At 72.8% G+C, this 20220-nt stretch carries 16 protein-coding genes; 11 read left to right on the top strand and 5 right to left on the bottom strand.

Going from position 1 to position 20220, the window contains the following annotated elements:
- Positions 1 to 31 precede the first annotated feature (31 nt).
- Positions 32 to 598, top strand: coding sequence for a TetR/AcrR family transcriptional regulator (locus ACIA8L_RS32525; RefSeq protein ID WP_395910419.1), 567 nt, complete (start codon positions 32 to 34; stop codon positions 596 to 598).
- Here ACIA8L_RS32525 and ACIA8L_RS32520 read toward each other — a convergent pair.
- Both ACIA8L_RS32520 and ACIA8L_RS32515 read right to left on the bottom strand, forming a co-directional pair.
- Positions 581 to 1318 carry a phytanoyl-CoA dioxygenase family protein gene (locus ACIA8L_RS32520; protein WP_395910418.1) on the bottom strand — a complete coding sequence of 246 codons (738 nt, stop codon included), beginning with the start codon at positions 1316 to 1318 and terminating at the stop codon, positions 581 to 583. The genes ACIA8L_RS32525 and ACIA8L_RS32520 overlap by 18 nt on opposite strands.
- A 521-nt stretch (positions 1319 to 1839) precedes the next feature.
- On the bottom strand, positions 1840 to 3048 hold the full coding sequence (locus tag ACIA8L_RS32515) for a diguanylate cyclase domain-containing protein (protein ID WP_395910417.1): 1209 nt from the start codon (positions 3046 to 3048) through the stop codon (positions 1840 to 1842).
- Positions 3049 to 3128: 80 nt separating this feature from the next.
- Between ACIA8L_RS32515 and ACIA8L_RS32510 the strand changes: the two genes are divergently transcribed.
- Positions 3129 to 3914 (top strand): DUF4097 family beta strand repeat-containing protein, encoded by a 786-nt coding sequence (locus ACIA8L_RS32510; protein ID WP_395910416.1) that lies wholly within the window; start codon positions 3129 to 3131, stop codon positions 3912 to 3914.
- Here the strand turns inward: ACIA8L_RS32510 and ACIA8L_RS32505 are convergent.
- Positions 3889 to 6450 (bottom strand): tetratricopeptide repeat protein, encoded by a 2562-nt coding sequence (locus tag ACIA8L_RS32505; RefSeq protein ID WP_395910415.1) that lies wholly within the window; start codon positions 6448 to 6450, stop codon positions 3889 to 3891. The genes ACIA8L_RS32510 and ACIA8L_RS32505 overlap by 26 nt on opposite strands.
- Before the next feature lie 850 nt (positions 6451 to 7300).
- Here ACIA8L_RS32505 and ACIA8L_RS32500 point away from each other — a divergent pair.
- The gene (locus ACIA8L_RS32500; protein WP_395910414.1) at positions 7301 to 7486 is read left to right on the top strand and encodes a response regulator transcription factor; all 186 of its coding nucleotides are present in this window, start codon (positions 7301 to 7303) and stop codon (positions 7484 to 7486) included.
- Between the two features lie 79 nt (positions 7487 to 7565).
- Here ACIA8L_RS32500 and ACIA8L_RS32495 read toward each other — a convergent pair whose 3' ends face one another.
- Positions 7566 to 8432: an aldo/keto reductase family oxidoreductase gene (locus tag ACIA8L_RS32495; RefSeq protein WP_395910413.1), complete on the bottom strand. Its 867-nt coding sequence runs from the start codon at positions 8430 to 8432 to the stop codon at positions 7566 to 7568.
- A 78-nt stretch (positions 8433 to 8510) separates the two neighbouring features.
- Here ACIA8L_RS32495 and ACIA8L_RS32490 point away from each other — a divergent pair, with 78 nt between their 5' ends.
- A complete protein-coding gene (locus ACIA8L_RS32490; RefSeq protein ID WP_395910412.1) occupies positions 8511 to 8897 on the top strand; it encodes a winged helix-turn-helix transcriptional regulator in 387 nt (128 codons plus the stop codon).
- Between the two features lie 6 nt (positions 8898 to 8903).
- Here ACIA8L_RS32490 and ACIA8L_RS32485 read toward each other — a convergent pair whose 3' ends face one another.
- A complete protein-coding gene (locus ACIA8L_RS32485) occupies positions 8904 to 10034 on the bottom strand; it encodes an FAD-dependent oxidoreductase (RefSeq protein WP_395910411.1) in 1131 nt (376 codons plus the stop codon).
- Positions 10035 to 10143: 109 nt separating this feature from the next.
- Here ACIA8L_RS32485 and ACIA8L_RS32480 point away from each other — a divergent pair, with 109 nt between their 5' ends.
- The 7 genes from ACIA8L_RS32480 (at position 10144) to ACIA8L_RS32450 (ending at position 20196) form a co-directional block, all read left to right on the top strand.
- A complete protein-coding gene (locus ACIA8L_RS32480) occupies positions 10144 to 10803 on the top strand; it encodes a TetR/AcrR family transcriptional regulator (RefSeq protein ID WP_395910410.1) in 660 nt (219 codons plus the stop codon).
- A gap of 65 nt (positions 10804 to 10868) precedes the next feature.
- Positions 10869 to 12302 (top strand): aminotransferase class V-fold PLP-dependent enzyme, encoded by a 1434-nt coding sequence (locus tag ACIA8L_RS32475; RefSeq protein ID WP_395910409.1) that lies wholly within the window; start codon positions 10869 to 10871, stop codon positions 12300 to 12302.
- Positions 12303 to 12308: 6 nt separating this feature from the next.
- Positions 12309 to 14237 (top strand): PQQ-binding-like beta-propeller repeat protein, encoded by a 1929-nt coding sequence (locus ACIA8L_RS32470; RefSeq protein WP_395910408.1) that lies wholly within the window; start codon positions 12309 to 12311, stop codon positions 14235 to 14237.
- Positions 14234 to 15346 (top strand): hypothetical protein, encoded by a 1113-nt coding sequence (locus ACIA8L_RS32465; RefSeq protein WP_395910407.1) that lies wholly within the window; start codon positions 14234 to 14236, stop codon positions 15344 to 15346. Before ACIA8L_RS32470 ends, ACIA8L_RS32465 begins: the two co-directional genes overlap by 4 nt.
- Positions 15343 to 16446 carry a hypothetical protein gene (locus tag ACIA8L_RS32460; protein ID WP_395910406.1) on the top strand — a complete coding sequence of 368 codons (1104 nt, stop codon included), beginning with the start codon at positions 15343 to 15345 and terminating at the stop codon, positions 16444 to 16446. Before ACIA8L_RS32465 ends, ACIA8L_RS32460 begins: the two co-directional genes overlap by 4 nt.
- Before the next feature lie 10 nt (positions 16447 to 16456).
- Positions 16457 to 18427, top strand: coding sequence for a hypothetical protein (locus tag ACIA8L_RS32455; protein WP_395910405.1), 1971 nt, complete (start codon positions 16457 to 16459; stop codon positions 18425 to 18427).
- Positions 18424 to 20196, top strand: a complete 1773-nt coding sequence (locus ACIA8L_RS32450; RefSeq protein ID WP_395910404.1) for an Hsp70 family protein — start codon at positions 18424 to 18426, stop codon at positions 20194 to 20196. The genes ACIA8L_RS32455 and ACIA8L_RS32450 overlap by 4 nt, the downstream gene beginning before the upstream one ends.
- Positions 20197 to 20220: the final 24 nt, after the last annotated feature.

Raw genomic sequence — 20220 nt, 5'->3', positions numbered from 1 at the left:
GCAAAAATACATCGCGGTGTAAGATCTTGCCATGGGGCTGCGCGAGGAGAAGAAACGTCAGACCCGGGCCGCCCTGATCGCGGCCGCCGCGACCTTGTTCGCCGAGCGCGGCTACGAGGCCACGACGGTCGCCGACATCGCCGCCGGGGCGAACGTGTCGACGCGGACGTTCTTCTCGTACTTCCGCGCGAAGGAGGACGTCCTGTTCGCCGGCACCGACGAGCGGCTGGCCGCGTTGGCCGCGGCGTTCGCGGACGTGTCGGCCGCCACGCCCCTGGAGGCCCTGCGCCGGATCGCGGCCCAGGTGATGTCGGCGTCGTCGGACCTGCCCGGCCCGGACCGCCTGGCGATCCTGCTGGCCCGGCCCGAGCTGCAGGCCCAGGCCATGCTGCGGCTCCTGGCCGCGCAGCGCCTGATCGGGGAGTGGCTCCTGCGGGCGTACCCGTCCCGGCTCGACGCGACCCTGGCCCGCGCGGTGGCCGGCGCCCTGGTCGGAGCGCTCGTGGGGACCGTGCTGGGCAGCATCGAGAGCGGCACCGCCCCGGACCTCGACCGCACGCTGCGGCTGCTGGAGGACGGGCTAGGAACGCTCGGCTAGCCAGCGCTCGGGGTCCTGGCCGGCGACGAGGCCGAGGAACTCGCCCGCCATCCCCACCCCGGCCAGCCGCCGCAGCTGCGGGCTCAGCGCGCGGAGCCGCTCGACGCCGGTGGCGAGGCCGTGGTTGTCGGCGGGGCGCAGCCAGGGCAGGACGTGCTCGCAGATCAGCGCCCGGCGGGTGGCCGCGCCGCGGTTGTGCCCGGCGGCGTGCCAGAGCCGGCCGCTGTAGACGACGGCACTGCCGGCCGCCATGACGACCGGGACGAGCTCCTCGGGCCGCGGCCGCCGCCCGGCCGGCCAGCGGTGGCTCCCGGGCGCGACAAGCGTCGCCCCGTTCTCGGCGGTGAAGTCGTCGAGGGCCCAGATGACGTTGGTCTCGGCCTCGACGTCGCGGGGCAGCGGATAGACGCCCGCGTCGAAGTGCGGCGACTGCGCACCCTGGCCCGGGTCGACCGCGGACAGGAACAGCATCCCGAACTGGTGCACGTCCCCGATCCGCGCCGCGACCAGCGAACGCACCTCCGGGTGGGTCAGCAGGGGCTCGAACGCTCCCAGCCGGCCCATCAGGGAGTACACCCGCCGCGTCTTCCGCCCGTCGAAGTCGTTGTCGCTCCAGCCGACCCCCTCGAGCAGCCGGTCGGCATGCTCGACGGCCGCCGCGAGCCGCTCCGCGTCCAGCCGCCCCGGCAGCACCACGAACCCATCGCGCTCCAGCGTCACCCCCACACGATAGGGCGCCGTTGATGAGGGTGGCCCGCTTCTGGTGCGAGGTGCTCAGTTACAACGAGTCCTGCCTCGTGATCCAAGACCTCGAGGGCAACGAGTTCTGCCTCGACTGACCACCGCTCGTGGTGCCGGCCGACCGGGGACGCGCGTGTCCCTGGACCGCAAGCAGCACGTCGCCGTGGCCGGGCGGGCGATGCCGGACGCCCGGGCGTTGGGATCGAGCGGGCGTTGCCGCCGGTGCGCGACCGTGCGTCGCCCAGCTCGAACAACGCGTCCGGCCGCGCGGTCAGACATCCGTACAACACCGACCTGAACCGCGACAACTCCCCGCACGCGGCCTCGACCACAACCCGCCGCTACAGGCTAGAAAACAAGCGCACGTTGACGGCGGCGAGGCGAAGCGTCGAAACACCTCGCTGCAATCCGGCCCCGTCATGAGCGCCCGCGCCACCCAGCCCACGTCGGCCTCGCCGCTGAGCGATCCGCGCCCCGGGAACGCGTCGGCCTGAGAGGCGTCAGCCGCTGTACGCGACGTGGCCCGGGGTGTGTTTGGCTCGGTACATCGCCTCGTCCGAGAGCTTGATCAGGCGCTCCGGGTCGATGGCGGCGTCCTCCGAAGAGGCCACCACCGTGACGCCGATCGCCGTGGTCACGCTCACCGTTTCGCCGGAGGTGAGCGCGACCGGTTCGGCGACCGCGGCCAGGAGGCGGTCCAGCACGGCCGGGATGCGGTCCGGGGAGCCTATCTGTTCCAGGAGTACCACGAACTCGTCGCCGCCGACGCGGGCTACGAAGTCGGTGGTGCGGACCGCGGCCAGGAGGCGGTGGGCCACGCCGATGAGGAGTTCGTCGCCGGCGGCGTGGCCGTGGCGGTCGTTGACCGGTTTGAAGCCGTTCAGGTCCAGGAACAGTACCGCCATCGGGCCCCCGCCGCGGTGGACGCGGCCGGCGGCGTCGTGGACGCGGTTGATCAGGCGGCGGCGGTTGGCCAGGCCGGTGAGGGGGTCGTGGGAGGCGGCGTGTTCCTGGCGGCGTTGTTCGGTGACGTCGCGGTTGACGTACACGAAGCCGGCCCGGGTGCCGTCCGGCGCGGTGAGCGTGGAGACCGACGACAGGACGGTGAGCGGGGCGCCGTCGAAGCGGCGTTCGCGGAGTTCGCCGCTCCAGCGGCCCACCGTGTCGAGGTCGTCGAGGACCTGGCGCGGCCCGACCTCGACGCCGTCCGCGGTGGAGCACGCGGTGGCCAGCAGCGCGAACAGGTCGCAGCCGATGGCCTCGCCGGCCGGGTAGCCGTAGAGCCGCTCCGCGCCCGCGTTCCAGGAGTCGATGACGTTGTCGGCGGTACACGAGACGACCGCATCGGAAATGGCGTCCAGAAGGTCGCTCTGGCGCCGGGCGTCGTCGAGCAGGCTCAGCGTCGCGGCCAGGGCCCGGCCGTGTTCGAGGGCCGCCGACGCGACGACGGCCAGGGCTTCCACGAACTCGGCATCAGGAGCGGACAGCGGCAGTTGTACTGCCAGTGCGCCGATCTTCCGCCCGTGGACGACCAGCGGCGCCGAGGCGTAACCCGCCGGCACGTCCGCGGACTCGACGGAGGCGGCCACGGCCCGGTCCGGCACCTCGGCTTCGACGGCCTCGGTGAGGTACACCAGAAGCCGCTCTTCATCGAGGGCGGCGTCGAGCAGCCGGGCCGCGACGGCCGCGACGACACCGAAACGGGACACGGAAGCTTTATCGGCCGAAGATCGCCGGGACTGAAACAATGTAGGATGGCGCCACAATGGCGCCATAGGGGGGTCGCGGGATGCCGACGTTCGACACACCGGCGCCGGTCGCCGTCACCGTCGTGCTCGACACCGGCCGCGTGCGGGTCGTCGCGACGCGGCGGACGGACACCGCCGTCGCCGTGCTCCCGGCCGGGACGAGCTCGGCCGCCGTCGCCGCGGCCGAGCAGACCACCATTGAGCACGAGGCCGGGATGCTGACCGTGAGCGCGCCGCACCGGGCGATCCTGCGGCCGGGTGGCGGGATCGACGTGGTCCTGGAGGTGCCGGCCGGGTCGAGCCTGGAGGTGCGGACCGTCCGGGCCGACATCCGCGCGGAGGGCGAACTGGGCGACTGCCGGTTCAGCACGGTCAGCGGCCCCATTCACCTGGAGCACGTCGGCGCGCTGCGGGTCTCGACCTCCGGCTCCGACGTCGTCGCGGGCCGGGTCGACGGCGTCGTGGACGTGCAGGCCGCGACCGCGAGTGTCCGGCTGCAGGACTGCGCGGCCGACATCGCCGTGTCCACCGCCAGCGGCGGCATCACGGTGGTCCGCGCGGCCGGCAGCGTCCGGGCGAAGACCGCCAACGGCTCCATCCGGGTCAGCGAGCTCGCCCGCGGCGAGGCGGAGCTGAGCACGGCCCGCGGCTCGGTGGAGATCGGCATCGCCGCCGGCACCGCCGCGCACATCGACGCCCGTTCGACGCTCGGCTCGGTGCACAACCTCCTGCCGGTCCGCCCCGGCCCGGAAGGGTTCGCGGAGCGCGTGAAGGTGCACGCGCGCACGTGGTACGGCACGATCACCATCCAGCGGGCGATGCCGTAGGGCGGGCCTGGCTGAGCTCGACGATGCGCAGGTTGTCGCGCGCGACGGCGTTGTCCGGATCGCACCGCAGCGCCTGCTCATACGCGGCCTTCGCCTCGCCCGTCCGGCCCTGGCGATACAGCGCGGTGCCCAGGTTGTTGCGGGCGATGGCGTTGCCGGGGTCGAGGCGCAGCGCCTCCTGATACGCCTCCTGCGCCGCCGTGAACTCGTGCCGGCTGTAGAGCGCGCTGCCCAGGTCGTTGTGGGCGATGGCGTTGCCGGGGTCGAGCCGCAGGGCCTCCCGGTGCGCGGCCTCCGCCTGCTCGTACTTGCCCTGGGCGAACAGCGCGCAGCCCAGGTTGTTGTGCGCCAGCGCGTAGTCCGGGTCGCGGCGCAGGGCCTCCTGATATGCGGTCTCCGCCGCCTCGAACAGGTCCCGGCTGTGCAGCGTCGCGCCCAGCCCGTTGTGCGCGAGCGCATAGTCGGGGTCGCAGCGCAGCGCCTGGCGGTATGCGGTCCCGGCGGCACCGACCCGGCCCAGGTTGTAGAGGGCGCTGCCGAGATTGTTGAACGCCTCGGCGGTACGGGTGTAGCGCGCGGCGATGCGCAAGCCGTCGATCAGGACCTTGCGGTCGGCGGCGGTGAGCGGGCCCGGATCGGTGCTGGGCAGCGCCCGCGCGACCTCGCCGATCCGGTCGGCCAGGGACCCGCTCGCCGGCTTGATGCTCTGGGTCGCGAGCCGCAGGTGCCGCACCCGCTCGGGCAGGCCGAGGTCGAAGACGGACCACTCCTGCGCGTAGAGCAGGTGCACGTACGGCGAGCCGTCCTCGGCGAACAGCGTGGCGTCCGCGGCGTCGCCCAGGCCGGACGGGGCGGGGGCGGCGACCACCAACTCGAACCCGTTGATCAGGTCCTTCTGCTCGGGCGTGCAGTGCGGGCGGAAGAACACGGCGTTGTCGACGAGCACCTGGGCGTAGCTGCGGTGCAGGATCGCCGCGGCCGGCAGGATCCGGCGCAGCATCCGGACGCCGTCGGCGGTGTCCAGCCAGAACGTGTGCCAGAGCAGTGCCGCGTTCGCGGCCCGCCACCCGCTGTCGCGCAGCTGCGCCTCGACGTCGTCGTGCTCGAAGGCGCCGAGACGCTCCCGGAGGTGCTCCACGACCCGCTCGTTGATCTGCCGGACCACCTCGCTGGCCCGGCCGAGCGAGTCGACCAGGAAGTATTGGATGGCCTTGCGGATGTCGCGGTGCAGTGTGCCGTCACCGCTGTGGAAGAAGCCGTGGCGCGGGCGCAGCTCTTGCAGCCGATCGCGGACCTGGTCGGGGTCGATGTCCCAGGCCGCGCCGAGCAGGCCGGGGTCGAGCCCGTTGCGGTCGATGTCGACCAGGGCCAGGCCGTAGAGCAGGGGCAGGTCCTGGCGCAGGTCGGAGTGCTTGTCCCGGACGGCGTGGACCAGGTAGCGCTCGGCCATCCGATACACGACCGACGACACCGTACCGTCGGGCCACACCTCCTGGTACAGGTCGTCGAACGGCAGCCCGGCCTGCTGCCGGTCGGCGATGAGCTCCGCGATGACGTTCAGTGCCAGCGGTATGCCCTGCGTCAGGCCGATCACCCGGCCGGTGTCGAGTTCGGGCGGCAACGCGCCGAGCCGCAGCCGGAGATAGTCGATGGCGGTGCGGTCGTCGAAACGGATCAGTTTCAACATGCGCAGCCGCTGCTCGCGCATCTCGCGGGTGAAGTCGTCCGGCTCGGCCAGCAGCTCCGGCAGGCGCGAGCCGACCACCCAGACCACCCGCCGGCCGCAGAGCTGCATCACCTTGCGCAGCCACGGCCCCGACTCGCCCAGCAGCTCGCAGGTGTCCAGGACGATCACCACCGGCCGGGGCCGGGCCAGCGCCCGGACGCCCTCCACGAACGCCGTCACGACCGCGTTGACCTCGTCGAACAGCGCCCGGTACAGGGCCGGGTCGATGCGGGCCCGGCGGGTCTGCAGCAGTGTCGAGCCGAAGCTCGCCACCGCCGTGAAGACGGCACCGATGGGGGCCGCCACCGCCGCGGCCGCCCCGGCGCTCTGGGCGAACTCCCCGGCCGCCTTCGCGAGCTGCTCCGGGGAGACCGGCCGGTGCCCCACCTGCCGGCCGATGCCGAGCTCGGCCGCCCGCTGCTCCAGTTCCGGCAGCCGCACCACCTGGCGCTGGAACTCCGCGAACCGCCGCAGCCGCCGGCGCCGCCGCCAGCCCCAGCCGCGGGCCTCCTCCTCCAGGGCGGCCCGGATGCGCTCCAGGATGCGCCAGACCGGCGGCCCCGCGAAGCCGGCGTACTCGTCGCGGTGCAGCTTGGAGTCCGTCATCCAGTCGACCTTGAAGACGGTGTGCTTCTCGCGCCGGGCGATCTCGACGAAGCGGTCCAGCAGCATCGACTTGCCGATGCCGCCATAGCCCTGGACGAGCACCACGTAGCCTTCGTCGGGACCGTCGTCGGACTTGCCGGACACCTCGGCCAGCACCTGCCGGAACCGGTCCTGCTCGTCGCTGCGGCCAACGAACGAATCCACGTAACCTCCGCCCATCCCGGAAACCGTCGGAACAACGCTGCGACGGGTTCTGACGGACGGGCGGGGTCACGCCGTGCTCAGGCGTCCGACCGCGTTCGGGGATGGGCGCGGTTTCGGCTTCCGGCTGGTAGAGCGATATGCGGCCGGTCCGCTTGAGCTGGTGGGCCCAGCCGAGTGCGTTGGTGGCCAGGACCAGCGGACGGAGCGGTACCACCGTCAGCTCTGCACTTGCTCTGGTTGCTTTTGCGAGGCCTGCTCGATGTCGCGGTGCTCCTCGGTGATCGGGTTGCCCTGTGACGTGGGGTGGATGACGGAGCCCGACGACAGCAGGACGATCCGCTCGACGCCGGCGTTGCGGGCGGCGGTGACGGTGTGCCGGACGCCGTGCCGGTTGCTGTTGCGTGCCGCAGGTCCGGTGCAGGCGTTGGTGGATGGATCTGACGCCGCCGTGCAGCATCGGCGTCTTGGGCCGCATCCGCGCCGGTCACGGCAACGGCACCGTCTCGAACCGCGACTGCAACACGTTGAGCCCAAACGATCCACGCGGCCGGACTCGACTTGCCCAGTCGGCCTTGACCTTGCAACAACACCCCGGCCCTGCGGCTCGCGCTCTCCAGTAGCTCCCACGGTGCCCGCACGGGTGGAGATGCACACGGGCGCTGCTCCGAATTGTTGATGCGCCCGCCGGCGGCGCCGACGGGGACGGTCTGCCGTGGTCGGTCCTGGCTGATATTCAGGCACTCATTCCGTGCTCGGCGATCGACTTCGACGGTATCGATGTGGTCCGGCACGAATACGCATGCAGTCAAAGTGTCGGCGGCCCGGCCTACCGGCCCAGTGACGACGAGTGATGCGTCTGGTCGATGCCGGCCATGGCAACGTCCAGATCGCGCGCCGTATGCGGATCAGTGAGCACACGGTGCGCAAGCATTTGGAGAATATCTTCCAGCGGCTCAGCGTCACCAGCCGGACCGAGGCGCTGACCCACGCGTTCCCGGGGCGCGAGTCGCTCGGCGGCGAGGCCGACGTGGGCTGAGTGCCGCGGCTGTATTACGGAGATCCGTGATGCAGCCGCGCCGGCTACCGCGGCCGCTTCCGCGCCGCCGGCTGTCCCCTCAGCGGCCGATCTTGTCCAGCTCGGTCAGGTCCTCGGCGGAGAGCCGCAGGCCCGCGCCGGTGATGTTCTGGTGGAGGTGGGTGGTGGAGGAAGTACCCGCGATCAGGAGGATGTTCGGCGAGCGGTGCAGCAGCCAGGCCAGCGCCACCGACATGGGCGTGGAGCCGAGCCGGGCCGCCACGCTCGACAGTGCCGTGGACTGCAACGGGCTGAAGCCGCCGAGCGGGAAGAACGGCACGTAGGCGATCCCGGCCGCGGCGAGCTCGTCGACGAGGGCGTCGTCGTGGCGGTGGGCGAGGTTGTACAGGTTCTGCACGCAGACGATCGGCGCGATCGAGCGCGCCTCCGCCACCTGCTCGGCCGTGGCGTTGCTGACCCCGAGGTGCCGGATCAGGCCCTGCCGCCGCAGTTCGACCAGGGTCTCGAAGGCCTCGGCCAGGGAGCCCGGCTGCGGTCCCTCGGCGTTGCCGAGCCGGAGGTTGACCACATCGAGGGTCGCCAGGCCGAGCCCGTCGAGGTTGGCGTGGACGGCCCGGCGCAGGCTCTGCGGGTCACGGGCCGGCGGCCAGCCACCCCGCGGGTCCCGGTCCGCGCCGACCTTCGTCACGATGTGCAGGCCGGCCGGGTACGGGTGCAGGGCTTCGCGGATCAGCCGGTTGGTGACGTGCGGGCCGTAGGCGTCGGCGGTGTCGATGTGGGTGATGCCGGCGTCGACGGCGGCCCGCAGGACGTTGACCGCCTCGCCGGGGTCGGCCGGCGGCCCCATGACGTAGGGCCCGGCGAGCTGCATGGCACCGTACCCGAACCGGGTGACGGCCAGATCCCCGAGCGTCCACGTGCCGCCGGAAAGGGAGTTGAACGACATGGCTCTACTCTGGTGTGGTAACTCTCTAACGGGAAGTAGGCACTTCAAGGTGCGTAGCGCACCTGGGGAGGGAGATCGATGGGGAAGTACGACGCCTTCCTGGCCGTGTGCCCGAGCCAGAAGCTGCTGGAGCGCATCTCCGGCAAGTGGGTCGCCCTGATCCTGTCGGCACTGGGCAGCGGCGCCGACTGCGCCGGCGCGCCCCGGCCGATGCGCTACTCCGAACTGTCCCGCCTGCTGGCCGGCGTGAGCCAGAAGATGCTGACCCAGACCCTGCGCTCCCTCGAACGCGACGGGCTGATCACCCGCACGGTGACGCCGACGGTCCCGGTGACCGTCTCCTACGAGCTGACCGACCTCGGCCTGTCGCTGTTCGGCATGATGCGCGGCCTGAAACTGTGGGCCCAGGACCACATGGACGACGTGTTCGCCAACCGCGCCGAGCACGACTCCGCGACCGCCTGACCGCACTCAGCTCGACTGGGCGTGGGCGGTGAAGAGGTGCAGGACGCTGTCGGGGGTGTTGGCGCCGAAGATGACCTCGAAGTCGCGGGCCGCTTCCTCGGCCTCGGCCTGGCTGCGGGGGAACAGGGTTTGCTCGTAGGTGGACAAGGCGGCCTCGACGTCGGACGGGGTTGCGGCTATGGCCTTGGCCAGCTCGGCGCCGTCCAGCATGGCCAGGTTGGCGCCCTCGCCGTTCGGTGGGGACAGGTGCGCGGCGTCGCCCAGGAGGGTCACGCCCGGGACTCGGGGCCAGGTGTGGGCGATCGGGAGTTTGTTCAGGGGGCGTAGGAAAGGGGGTGTTTCGCCGTCGGTCAGCAGGGCGGTCAGTGCCGGGGCCCAGTCCTTGAACTCGGCGGCGATCGTTGCGGTCGCGGACGCAGCGTCGGTGAAGTCGACCTTCGCGAACCAGTCCATCGGCTTGGACAGGGCCACGTAGGTGTGCAGGACGGCGTCTGCCTCGCGGTGGGCCTGGATGCCCTTGCCGGGCGTGGTGGCCAGCATCGCGCCTTCGCCTACCGCCTGCGCGCTCGCGGGGTGGCGGGCGTCGGCGTCGTACAGGTAGGTCTCGATCATCGACATGCCCACGTACTCCGGCTTCGCCGGCGATACCAGCGGGCGGACCTTCGACCAGGCTCCGTCGGCGCCGACCAGCAGGTCGGTCTCGACCTGGGTGCCGTTGTCGAAGGTCAGCTCGTGCCGGCCGTCGCCCAGGGGGGTCGCCGACCGCAGTTTGTGGCCCCACCGCACGGTGCCGGGTGGGAGGGAGTCCAGGAGGAGCCGGCGCAGCTCGCCCCGCAGGACCTCCGGGCGGCTGCCGGTGCCGTCGTCCGGGAGGTCCAGCAGTACCCGGCCGTCCGTCGCCAGGATGCGGGTGGCCTCGGCGCCCTGGCGGATCAGCGCGCGGAACTCGTCGTACAGGCCGGCCTCGCGCAGTGCCCGCTGGCCGTTGTGTTCGTGAATGTCGAGCTGGCCGCCCTGGGTCCGGGCCGTCGGGGACGGGTCGGACTCGTACACCGTCGCGGCGATGCCGTGGACGTGCAGGACGCGGGCCAGGGTCAGGCCGCCGAGGCCGGCGCCGACGATAGCGATGCTAGACATAACAATCACTCCTAAAACGGACTAATGCCGTACAAAAACCACTGAAACCCTGGAACGTCGTTCCAACACCTAGCTTGGAACAACGTTCCAGTCGTGTCAAGATGAAGGCATGGTCATCAAGGCGCGGTCGGGGGAGCGGGAGGACGCGCTGTCCCGCAAGAAGATCGTCGACGCCGCGGTGGCGATGCTCGACGGGGGGAGTGAGCTCACCTTCCGGGCGCTGGCGGCGCAGCTCAGGACCGGTCCGGGCGCGATCTACTGGCACGTGGCGAACAAGAGCGAGCTGCTCGCCGCGGCCGCCGACGCCGTGATCGAGGACACGGAGTCGCCGGCGGGCGAGCCCGAGCGGGCGCTGCGGACCCTCGCCCTGGAGGTGTTCGACGCGATCGACGCGCATCCGTGGGCCGGGGCGCAGCTGGCCCGGCTCCCGTCGCAGCCGACCGTGCTGCGGATCTTCGAGCGGATCGGGCGGCAGGTGCAGGCGCTCGGCGTGCCCGAGACCGATCAGTTCACCTCCGCGTCGGCGATCCTGAACTACGTGCTCGGGGTGGCCGGGCAGCACGCCGCGCAGCGGCAGTCCATCGAGCCCGGGACCCGGCGCAGTGAGGTGCTCGAGGCCGCTTCCACAAACCTGGATCCGCGGGTGTACTCCTTCACCCGCGACGTCGCCGGCCAGCTGCGTGAACACGACGACCGCGTCCAGTTCCTCGCCGGCGTCGACCTGATCCTGGAAGGCATCGCCGCCAAGAAGGCCAAGTCGGTTTCCTGACGGCAGCGGCCACAGCCGGCGGTCAATGCGTGGCGCTGGGTATGAAGGCGGAAGAGCCGCCAATCGTGCGGCAGATCAGGTCATCGGTCATCGGGGACGGCGCCGGGATACCGGGCCCGTTCGGCGTGCGCCCGCTCGTCTACGCCGACCACACCGCGTCCGGGCGGGTGCTCGGCTTCATCGAGGACCACATCCGCGAGCACGTCATGCCGTGGTACGCCAACACCCACACCGAGGCCTCCGCCACCGGCCGCCGCATGACCGCCCTGCGCGAGGAGGCCCGGCGGCAGGTCCGCGCGGCGGTCGGGGCCGGCGACGAGCACGCGGTGATCTTCTGCGGGTCCGGCTCCACCGCGGCGATCGACAAGTTCATCCGCATCATCGGCGCCGGCTTCCCGCGAAGGCCGGTGGTGTTCGTCGGCCCGTACGAGCACCACTCCAACGAGCTGCTGTGGCGCGAGTCCGGCGCCGAGGTGGTCCGCACCACCGAGGCCGACCTCGAACGGCAGCTCCGCGAACACACCGGCCGGACCATAATCGGCTCGTTCTCCGCCGGCTCGAACGTGACCGGCGTCAAGGCCGACGTCGACGGCGTCAGCGCGCTCCTGCACCGCTACGACGCCCTCGCCTGCTGGGACTACGCCGCAGCCGGCCCGCACGGGCCGATCCGGGCCCACGACGCGCTGTTCCTGTCCCCGCACAAGTTCCCCGGCGGCCCCGGCACCCCGGGCGTGCTCGTCGTGCGCAGGGACCTGATCCGCAACCCGGTGCCGACGGTCCCGGGCGGCGGCACGGTCAGCTACGTGCACCCCGGCGCCCGGTACTACCTCGCCGACCCCGAGCACCGCGAGGAGGGCGGCACCCCCGCGATCATCGAGTCGATCCGCGCCGGCCTGGTCATGCACCTGCACCGCAGTGTCGGCCTCGACGTCATCCAGCGGCGCGAGACCGACTACGTGCGAAGGGCCATGCACTCGTGGCGGCGCGATCCGCGGATGCACATCCTGGGCGACGCGGATCGGGACCGCCTGCCCATCGTGTCGTTCACCATCGACGGGCTCCACCACAACCTGGTCGTGACGCTACTCAGTGACCTGTTCGGCATCCAGGCCCGCGGCGGCTGCTCGTGCGCCGGGCCATACGGCCACGAGCTGCTCGGCATCGCCCCCGAGCGGGCCGAGCACCTCGCGGACCAGGCGAACGCCGGCTGGTTCGGGGTGAAGCCGGGCTGGGCGCGGGTGAGCTTCGCGTACTACCTCGGCGAGGACGAGTTCGAGTACATCGTCGCGGCCGTCCACCTGATCGCGGCCCACGGCGCCGAGCTCCGAGCGCTGTACGGCTTCGACGAACGTGACGGAATGTGGCGGCATCGTCACGTGCGGCCGAATGGCGGGCTCACGACAGTACCAATGCGGGATCTGCGGTATTTCTTGACACTGCCGGCGGTCCCCCTAGGGGATCGCCCCGGTTGCGCGCGGCAGGCACCATTGATGGCGTGAGCAGCGGTGGTTGAGCCTTTACGGCCGGACGACCCGCGCCGGCTCGGGCCCTACCGGCTGCTCGGGCGGCTCGGGGCCGGTGGCATGGGGCAGGTCTTCCTGGGCCGCGACCCCGCGGGTGCGGCGGCCGCGGTCAAGACGCTGCACCTCGGGGCCGGCTACGACCCGGAGCTGGTCGAACGGTTTCGGCGGGAGGTCGAGTCGGCCGCGAAGATCCGCTCCGAGCACACCGCGCGGGTCCTGGACGCCGACCCCGTGGGCGCGCCGCCGTGGCTGGCCACCGAGTTTGTGCCCGGGCTCACCCTGGCCGAGGTCGAGGAGGTGGCCGGGGCGCTGCCGGAGGACCTCGTGCGGCGGCTCGGGGCGGCGCTCGCCGACGGGCTGGCCGCCATCCACACCGCGCGGGTCGTGCACCGCGATCTCAAGCCCAGCAACGTGCTCGTGCTGCGCGACCAGATCAAAATCATCGACTTCGGGATCGCCCGGCCGGATGATGCGCCGCGGCTGACGGCGTCGCAATACTTTCACGGTACCGTCGGCTACATCGCCCCCGAGCGCTTCGCGGGCAAGGCGGGCACGCCGGCCGCGGACGTCTTCGCGCTCGCGGCGGTGCTGGTGCGGGCCGCGACCGGGCGGCTGCCGTTCGAGGGCAAGACCATGGCCGAATACCTCTACGCCGTGCACTACAGCGCCCCCAACCTCGTCGGCGTCCCCGCCGGCATGACCTGGACGCTGCGCAAATGCCTCGAAGCGGCCCCCGAGGACCGGCCCACCGCACGGCAGGTCCGGGAGCGGCTGGCGGCCGGGCTCGCCAACCCCTCGGGCCCGTGGCTGCCGGCGCCGGTCCTGGCCGCCATCGACGCCCGCGAACGGGCCGCGGCCGGGCTGCTGCGGGCGGGCCGCCGTCGCCCGTGGCGGGCCGGGCACGCGATGGCCCGCGGCGAGATCGTCGTCTCCGGCCCGACCGTCGTGGTGAGCGCCGACGATGGTGTGCAGGCCATCGAAGCCGGCGACGGTACCGTCCGCTGGCGCCACCCCGAGCCGACCGCACCCGGCTACCGGCCGATCGTCGCCGGTGACACGGTGATCAGCCCGGCCCCGAACCGGCTCGTCGCCCTCGACCTGCGGACCGGGCAGGAGCGCTGGCAGCTGCCGGTCGCGCCGCACGGCGAGCCGGTCTACGCGCACGGCCTCGTCCACGTGCTGGGCCCCGGCAAGCGCAATCTCTTCGCCGTCGACGCCGACACGGGCGCGGAGGTGTGGCGGACCGCGGCGGCGGCGCTGCGCCCGGTGCCGGTGCCGGCCGGCGTCGTGATCGGGCAGGGGCTCATGGTCAGAGAAAGACGCTTCGACGGTACTGCCGGTTGGTGCCACGGCGAGCTGCCCGCGCCCGCCGGCGGGCTGAGTGCCGCGGGTGACCTGGTGCTCGTCCGGTCCGGCGACGAGCTGCTGGGCCTGGGCGCGCGCGACGGGGTGCCGCGGCTGCGCCGGGGCGGGCTGCCGCCGCGGGTCGCACCGGCCGCGACCGCCGAGATCGTCGTGCAGCCGGCCGCCGGGGAGCTGCTGGGCCTCGACCCGGCCGACGGGACACTGCGCTGGAAACATCCGGGTGCGGGGGTACCGCACGCCGTCCCCGGTGCCGTGTTCGTCGCCGAGCCCGAGAGCCTCACCGCGCTCGGACCCGACGGTGAGGTCCGCTGGCGCGTGCCGGGCGTCGCCGTGTGGCCGGGCGTGCACGCGACCCGGACACTGGTGTTCGTGGTCGACGCCGGCGTCCTGCGCGCCTACTCGCGCCACGACGGCACCGCCCGCTGGTCTGCGCCGGACATCGTCGTCACCCGCGCGCCGGTCGTCGGCGACGGTGTCCTGTACGTCGACAACGGATACACCTTGTTCGCCATCAACGCCGACGACGGGGAGCGACTGCCCACATGACGGTGCACATCGAGTTCGACGCGGACCGGCGGTTCACGGACCAGTTCGAGCTGCAGTGGGGCCGCCTCACTTCCACGGGGGAGCGGGTGCTGCGCCGGACCGCCCGCACCCCCGACGCTTCCCGGCTCGTGCGGGCCGAGGTGCACGCCGGGCGGCTGCTCGACGCGCAGCCCGGCACCACCTACCCGGCGCAGCTGTGCCGGGTCGTCGACCACGACCTGACCGGCGCCGCCCAGCCCTACGTGACGAGCACCTACCGGGGTGTGCCGGTGGCCGGGCAGCCCGGCGCGCCGCTGCCGGAGACGCTGCTGAAGATCTTCGGCGATCTGCTGGTGGCGATCCAGCACCTGGCCAAGGCCGGGCTCACCCACGGCGCGATCGTGCCCGAGTTCGTGCTCTGGGACGGCCACCACGCCCAGCTGGTCAACCTCGGCGAGACGGTCGCGGTCGGCGAGCCGGCCCGGGCCGCCCTCGACCCGCAGTGGCAGCCGCCGGCCGGGCCCGACGGGCTGCGCCTGGCGACCGAGGCCGATGACGTGTACCAGGCCGGGATGGTCGTGTTCTGCATCGCCCTGCAGCGCGGGCCGGCCGGTGCGGCCGAGGTGCGCGAGGAGCTCGGCCGGGGCGGCGGCTCGGCCCTGTCGGCGCTGCTCGAGGGCGTCTTCGCCGACGAACCGCGGGACCGCCCCGACGCCCACCAGCTGCTGCGGCGGGTCGAGGAGGCCCGCTACGAGCCGGTCTGGCAGAGCGCCGACCCGGCCGACGCCACCACCGCGACAATCAAGATCCCGCAGCAGTACTCCCCACCGCCCCCGCCACCTCTGCCTTCTTCGATGCCGGTGGCCACGACCGCCCGCGCCGCCGTGGCGCTGAGCCCGGCCCGGGACGAGTTCCGCCGCCTGGTCGAGGCCAAGCAGCAGTACCGCGAGCAGCGCAACGCCCCGCAGCGGGTGGCCTGGCGCTGGAGCCGCAGCCTGGTCGACGTGCTGTGGTACAGCCGCGACGAGTTGCCGAGCCAGATCATCATGGGTGTCCTCGCGCTCGTCGTCATCGGCGTGCCGCTGACGCTGATCCTGCTCATCGCCACCACCCTGGGAGGGTCCAAGTGAACGTCGCGAGCCCGAGCCGGCTCCTCGGCCGCGTGCTCTGCCCGATCTGCCTGCAGTGGATCCACTGGAGCAAGGCGCAGCGGGTCGAGGTCGACGTGGAGACCCAGCAGCACCGGCCGTTCCGCCCGCGCGGGGCCGACGAGACCAAGGAGGCCTTCGCCGAGCGGCGCCTCGGCGCGCAGCGCTCCTGCACGCTCATGCGCGACGGCATGGCCACCACCCACTACCTGCCGGACCGCTACGGCGACTACGGCGACCCGATCGTCATCGGCCTGGTCGGGCACCGCGCCGCCGGCAAGACGCTGCTGCTGGCCGCGATGGTCGAGGCGCTGCGCAACAACCTGGAGCTGGCCGACCTCGGGCTGCGCGTCGAGCGGCTCGACGAGGCGATCGAGCACAACTACATGACCCGCTACGTGGAGCCGTTCTGCCACCGCCGCGAGCAGCTCCCGCTGACGCAGATCAGCCCGATCGCGTTCAGCTACGTCGCCAAGGTCTACAGCGCCCACGCCCGCCGCGACTTCGCCGTCGCGTTCTTCGACGTGGCCGGCGAGCAGTTGCGCCGGCGCCGCTCCGGCGACCGGTTCCTCGACACGTCGTTCCTGTCCGCGGTCAACGCGCTGATCTTCGTCGTCGATCCGGAGAAGGCGCTGCCGTCGGCCCTCGGTGAGCCCGCCACCGTCTACGGCGACCCCGCGTTCAACGCCGTCATGGACCGCCTCGTCGAGGTCCGCGGCGAGAAGGGCACCCAGTTCCTGCCGATCCCGGCGGCGATGGTGGTGGCCAAGTCCGACCTGCTCGCCCCGCGCCGGCCCGAGGTCGCGAAGTGGCTCGACCGCGACGACAACACCCGGCTCGCGACCGTCGCCGAGGAGAGCGAGGAGGTCTACGAGTTCCTCGCCAACAACGGCGCCGAGCGGTTCCTGCCCCCGGTGAACCGGGTCAGCGACGTGAGCCTGCACTACGCCTCCGCGGCCGGTGTCGCACCGCGCGACGGGCACTTCCCGGCCGAGGGCTTCGGCCCGCGCCGGGTGCTGCGCCCGCTCCTGTCCCTGTTCGCCATGACCGGTGTCCTCGACCGGTCCGTGCTCGGGAACTAAGGACCTTCTCATGACTCAGCCTTCGGGCCGCATTGACCAGATCGTGTTCCGCTGGCGGGCCCGGGCGACGGCGGGCGGGGGCCAGGACGGCGTCGGCCCCGACGCCACCTCGCTGACCGAGTCCGCGGTGGCGTGGTGGGACGAGCGGCTCGCGCTGCGCATCACCCGGGCCCCGGGGCGCAACGAGCGGCCGTCCCTCGCGTACCTGCGGGTCGACGGGCAGGGCGTGATCCTGCACAAGGTCCCGGCCCGCGACGACCACGGCCGGCCCGGCGCCGCGATCGCGCACGCCCTCATCGGCCCGGCCGAGCTGGTCAACGTCCAGCTCGCCCTCGGCCTCGAACACTGGCCGCACTGGGCCGGGCGCAACGACCCCGGCGCCTACCCGCCGGGCCGGATCGGCACGGTGCCGTTCGCGGTCCTGCGCGAGCACGCCGACGCCGCCCTGGCCCAGCCGGTGCAGGACCCGGGCCCGGTCTTCGACGAGCTGCTCGACCGGGTCCTGGCCAACCCGGCCGCCCCGCTGACCGTCGTGCTCCCCGACGCCCCGGCCACCGCCCTCGTCCGCGGCCTCGTCGACGTGCTCGGCGACGTGCGCGACCTGACCTTCGCCGCCAACGAGGACACCGACACCGACCCCGACCTGCCCCGGCTGGTCTTCCTGGACGCGGTCACCGGCGGCTCCGGCTACGCCGCCACCCGCGAGCGGCTCTACCCCGGCCAGCCCGGCGTGCGCATCGACGGCTTCACCCAGCAGCTGGCCGACATGTGGCGGCGCGGGGGCGCGGCCGAGCTCGCCCCGCTGCGCGGTCAGCGCAGCCTCTCCCGGGCCGCCGACGTGCAGCAGTGGGAGCGGGAGGTCGTCGTCGGCGGCCGCATCCTGCGGACCACGCTGCTGGAGGCGGTCATGACCGGCCAGGCCGCCCCCGAGCACCTGGACCTGCTCAGCACCGAGGCCGGGCAGCGCCAGATCGAGGCCGAGGCGGCCAAGCTCAACGACGGCGAGCTCGCCACCGTCTACCAGACCTGGCAGCCGGGCGGGCCCTACGCCGCCCACTACCCCGGGGCCGGCCAGGTCATCACCCGGCTCGTCGTGCAGCGGGCGATGCGCACCGGGGCCAGCAAGACCCTGCGCGAGACGCTGAAACGCTCCGCGTTCGACCCCGACCTGGTCGACGCCCACCTGCGCGGCTGGGCCGCGCACGGCCGCAACGCCAACGCCGGGCCGGCCGCGATCGTGGAGCTGGCCCAGCTCGCCGCGTCGTTCGGGGTGCCGCCCGCGCTGCAGTCGCCCGGGATCAAGGCCCTCATGGACCGGATCGCCCTGGCCGACCTGATCGAGCTGGCCAACCGCTACACCGGCTCCAACGTCCACACGACCGAGCTGCTGCTCAGCGCGGCCGAGGGGCGCGGGTTCGACCCGGGCGGGCTCGACGCGGCCCAGATGGCCCTCGAGCGCACCGACTACCTCATCTACTGCATCCCGTTCCTGCCCGGCGACGCCCAGATCGCCCAGGACCGGTGGCAGCGGCTGCTGCGGGCGGTGTTCGGCGAGCAGCTCGGCGACGAGCACGGGCGGGTCCACCACGACGTCCTGAAGTTTCTGGGGCGCAAGGACGCACCGGAAGTACCCCCGGCGCTGGCTTTCGCGCTTCGCACGTTTCCCGGAACCCTGGCCGGCAAGGCGCGGGTCGATCAGCTCGCGGCCCGCGACTTCTATCTGGCCGCCGGCCTCGAGGACATCTGGCCCGAGCGGGACGAGCTGCTGCGCACCGAACGCCGCACGAAGGTGCTGCGCCAACGCTCCGAGCCCGTCGAGCGGACCGGCGGCACCGTCACCCGCTCGGCCGTGGCCGGGGTACCCGCGCGCGTCCGCCGGGGCGTCGAGCCGCGACTGCTGATGATCATCGGTGGGGCCGCGCTCGTCGTCGTGGCGCTGGTCGCCGTCGTCATCTTCGCCATGTCGGGAGGGTCGCAGTGAGCTCCGAGTTCCGGCTCAGCATCGACTACGGGACCACCAACACGGTGGCCTACCTGCAGCCCCCGGGCGAGGCGCCGATCGCGCTGCAGTTCAACGGTGGGCCGCTGCTGCCCTCGGCCGTCTGGGCCGACGAGCACCGCTCGCTGGTCACCGGCCACAACGCGGTCCGCTCGGCGCGCCTGGACCCCGGCCGCTACGAGCCCAACCCGAAGCGGCGCATCGGCGAGAAGAAGGTCCTGCTCGGCGGCGACGAGTTCGACATCGCCCAGCTGATCGGGGCCACCCTCGCGCAGGTGTACGGCGAGGCCGTGCGCATGGCCGGGACCGACCGGCTCCGGGTCGTGCTCACCCACCCGGCCGCCTGGTCCGCCGACCGGCAGGGCGTCCTGCGAGCCGCCGCCGGCCACGCCGGGCTCCACCAGCCGACCCTGGTCAGCGAGCCCGAGGCGGCCGCGGCCCAGCTGATCGCGTCCGGCGCGGCCGTCGCCGACGGCGACCCGCTCGTCGTCTACGACCTCGGGGCCGGGACCTGCGACGTGACCGCCGTCCTGCGCACCGGCCGCGAGTTCCAGCAGCTGGCCAAGGCCGGCGTCGACGACGTCGGCGGCCTCGACCTCGACGAGGTGGTGCAGCGGCGGGTCGGGCGGAGCGTCGGCGACCGGTACCCGGACGAGTGGGCCCGCCTCATGGAGCCCGAAGGCACCGACCGCTGGCTGGCCCGGCTGCTGTGGGACGACTGCCGCGGGGCGAAGGAGCGGCTCAGCGCCGAGCGGGTCGCCCGGGTCCAGGTGCCGCTCATCGACGAGGACGTGTCGGTGACCCGCGGCGACTTCGAGCGCGACGCCCGGCCGCTGCTGCAGCGGACCGTCGCGATGACCGAGCAGGTGCTGCGCCGGGCCAAGATCGGGCGGGACGACCGGGCCGAGATGTTCCTCGTCGGCGGGGCCACCCGCACGCCGCTCGTGGGGACCCTGCTCGGGCAGGCGACAGGGCGTTCGCCGCGCCGGGTCGAGCACCCGGAGCTCGTCGTGGCCGAGGGGGCGCTGCGCTACCTGGCGATGCAGGGCAACGAGCCCGCGCCGCGCCCTCGGACTGTGCAGATGCCCGCGACCCCGGTGACTCCGGTGACCCCGGTGGCGCCCCAGACGTTGCGGGAGTCGGTCGTCGTCGACGCGGCTCCCCCTACGCGTCGCGAGTCCGTGACGGTCAAGATGCCGCCGCAGCCCTTCGCCCCGCCCGGGCCGGTGGCCCCAGGCCCGTACGGGGCTCCGCCGCCGGCGCAGGACAAGCGCAAGCTCATCCCCAACCCGTACCGGTTCCACGGGGCGGCGACGTTCCGGTTCGCGGCCGTGCTGGCGGCGGGGCTGATCCTCGGGTTCTTCGACGGGGTGCTGTTCACGGTGCTGAGCTGGCTGCTGATCCTCGGCGGCGGGGCGGGCACGGCGTGGAAGCTGTTCCAGTGGACGGTCAGTGCCCGCGACACCCGGCCGCTGCGGATCGACGCCACCGGCATCACCGTGTCCAAGGGCGGGCAGGACACGACGTTCCCGTGGTCGTTGATGGCGACGGTGTACATCCGGCCGTATCGCGCGACCCGCTGGCTCGTCTGCACCCCCGCCTCGAACACCGCGCTGGGCAGCGACCACGGTACGGCCCGGTTCTGGTCCCGGCCCTACAGCGTGTTCTTCCTGACCAGCACCGGCGCGTTCGGGGACGACCTGGTGAAGGAGGCCTTGGAGCAGTACGCGGGGGAGCGGTACCAGCACTGAGTAAATCGGTTGCCCGTGGCGTTG

It is taken from the genome of Dactylosporangium sp. NPDC051541 (assembly GCF_044454505.1).
Taxonomy (GTDB): Bacteria; Actinomycetota; Actinomycetes; order Mycobacteriales; family Micromonosporaceae; genus Dactylosporangium.
Note: the sequence above shows the minus strand (reverse complement) of the source record. Positions and strands in the feature narration are given on the sequence as shown.